The organism is Micromonospora sp. NPDC051925 (assembly GCF_044548625.1).
GTDB lineage: Bacteria > Actinomycetota > Actinomycetes > Mycobacteriales > Micromonosporaceae > Micromonospora.
On the sequence record NZ_JBIUCH010000052.1, the window covers coordinates 2,501 to 5,240 of the forward strand.

2 rRNA genes (1 of these 2 only partly in view) are annotated in these 2,740 nt (G+C 56.9%); both read left to right on the plus strand.

The features are described from left to right. A 23S ribosomal RNA gene (locus ACIG87_RS32215) occupies positions 1–2,532 on the plus strand; it begins 580 nt to the left of the window's first position. 89 nt (positions 2,533–2,621) lie between these two features. Further along, a 5S ribosomal RNA gene (rrf, locus tag ACIG87_RS32220) occupies positions 2,622–2,738 on the plus strand. The last annotated feature ends 2 nt before the right edge of the window (positions 2,739–2,740 follow it).

A 2,740-nucleotide genomic window follows, 5' to 3' on the forward strand; every position in this document is an offset into this window, starting at 1 on the left:
GGGAGTGAAATAGTACCTGAAACCGTTCGCCTACAATCCGTCGGAGCCTTGCGGGGTGACGGCGTGCCTTTTGAAGAATGAGCCTGCGAGTTAGTGGCATGTGGCGAGGTTAACCCGTGTGGGGGAGCCGTAGCGAAAGCGAGTCTGAATAGGGCGTCGTAGTCGCATGTTCTAGACCCGAAGCGGAGTGATCTAGCCATGGGCAGGCTGAAGCGCGGGTAAGACCGCGTGGAGGGCCGAACCCACCAACGTTGAAAAGTTGGGGGATGACCTGTGGTTAGGGGTGAAAGGCCAATCAAACTCCGTGATAGCTGGTTCTCCCCGAAATGCATTTAGGTGCAGCGTCGCGTGTTTCTTGCCGGAGGTAGAGCACTGGATGGTCTAGGGGGCCCACAAGCTTACCGAAATCAGCCAAACTCCGAATGCCGGTAAGTGAGAGCGCGGCAGTGAGACTGCGGGGGATAAGCTTCGTAGTCGAGAGGGAAACAGCCCAGATCACCAGCTAAGGCCCCTAAGCGTGTGCTAAGTGGAAAAGGATGTGGGGTCGCATAGACAACCAGGAGGTTGGCTTAGAAGCAGCCATCCTTTAAAGAGTGCGTAATAGCTCACTGGTCAAGTGGTTCCGCGCCGACAATGTAGCGGGGCTCAAGCACACCGCCGAAGCTGTGGCATTCACATTTCAACCTCGTCAGGTCTTGATACCTGGTGCAGGTGTGTGGATGGGTAGGGGAGCGTCGTGCCGGGGGTGAAGCAGCGGGGTGACCCAGTTGTGGACGCGGCACGAGTGAGAATGCAGGCATGAGTAGCGAAAGAAGGGTGAGAAACCCTTCCGCCGGATGACCAAGGGTTCCAGGGCCAGGCTAATCCGCCCTGGGTGAGTCGGGACCTAAGGCGAGGCCGAGAGGCGTAGTCGATGGACAACGGGTTGATATTCCCGTACCCGCGAAAGAGCGCCCGTGATGAACCCTGTTGTGCTAACCGCCCGAACTGGCTGATGTCTTCGGATTGATGTTGGGGAGCGTGGGAACCTGGTGGGTAGTAGTCAAGCGATGGGGTGACGCAGGAAGGTAGCTGAGCCCGGCCGGTGGTTGTGCCGGGGTAAGCGTGTAGGCCGTGTTGTAGGCAAATCCGCAACACTTGTGGCTGAGACGTGATGCCGAGCCGATTCAGGTGAAGTCAGTGATCCTATGCTGCCGAGAAAAGCCTCTAGCGAGTTCTTAGCGGCCCGTACCCCAAACCGACACAGGTGGTCAGGTAGAGAATACCGAGGCGATCGGGCGAACTGTGGTTAAGGAACTCGGCAAATTGCCCCCGTAACTTAGGGAGAAGGGGGGCCGGAGACGTGAAGCCCCGTGCGGGTGGAGCGTTGTATGGCCGCAGAGAGCAGGGGGAAGCGACTGTTTACTAAAAACACAGGTCCATGCGAAGAAGTAATTCGATGTATATGGACTGACGCCTGCCCGGTGCTGGAACGTTAAGGGGACCTGTTAGCCCTTTTGGGGGCGAGGCGGAGAACTTAAGCGCCAGTAAACGGCGGTGGTAACTATAACCATCCTAAGGTAGCGAAATTCCTTGTCGGGTAAGTTCCGACCTGCACGAATGGCGTAACGACTTCCCCACTGTCTCAACCACAGGCCCGGCGAAATTGCATTACGAGTAAAGATGCTCGTTACGCGCGGCAGGACGGAAAGACCCCGGGACCTTTACTATAGCTTGACATTGGTATCTGAATGGGCTTGTGTAGGATAGGTGGGAGCCAGTGAAACCTGTACGCCAGTATAGGTGGAGGCAATCTTGAAATACCACTCTGGTTGATTTGGGTATCTAACTTCGGACCGTTATCCGGTTCAGGGACAGTGTCTGGTGGGTAGTTTAACTGGGGCGGTTGCCTCCTAAAGGGTAACGGAGGCGCCCAAAGGTTCCCTCAGCCTGGTTGGCAATCAGGTGTTGAGTGCAAGTACACAAGGGAGCTTGACTGTGAGACTGACAGGTCGAGCAGGGACGAAAGTCGGGACTAGTGATCCGGCACTTGCGAGTGGAAGCGGTGTCGCTCAACGGATAAAAGGTACCCCGGGGATAACAGGCTGATCTTCCCCAAGAGTCCATATCGACGGGATGGTTTGGCACCTCGATGTCGGCTCGTCGCATCCTGGGGCTGTAGCAGGTCCCAAGGGTTGGGCTGTTCGCCCATTAAAGCGGTACGCGAGCTGGGTTTAGAACGTCGTGAGACAGTTCGGTCCCTATCCGCCGTGCGCGTAGGATACTTGAGAAGGGCTGTCCCTAGTACGAGAGGACCGGGACGGACGAACCTCTGGTGTGCCAGTTGTCCCGCCAGGGGCACGGCTGGTTAGCTACGTTCGGAAGGGATAACCGCTGAAAGCATCTAAGCGGGAAGCCTGCTTCAAGATGAGGTATCCCACCCACCTTTGGTGGGGTAAGGCCCCCAGCTAGACGACTGGGTTGATAGGCCGGAAATGTAAGCCCGGTAACGGGTTCAGTTGACCGGTACTAATAGGCCGAGGACTTGACTACGAAGCTGCTACGCGTCCACTGTGCAACTCTGAACACAACGAACAACCCCCACGTGTGTGGGTGCGTGTTGTTTGACATGTTCATAGAGTTACGGCGGTCATGGCGGAGGGGAAACGCCCGGTCACATTCCGAACCCGGAAGCTAAGCCCTCCAGCGCCGATGGTACTGCACTCGGGAGGGTGTGGGAGAGTAGGACACCGCCGGACAA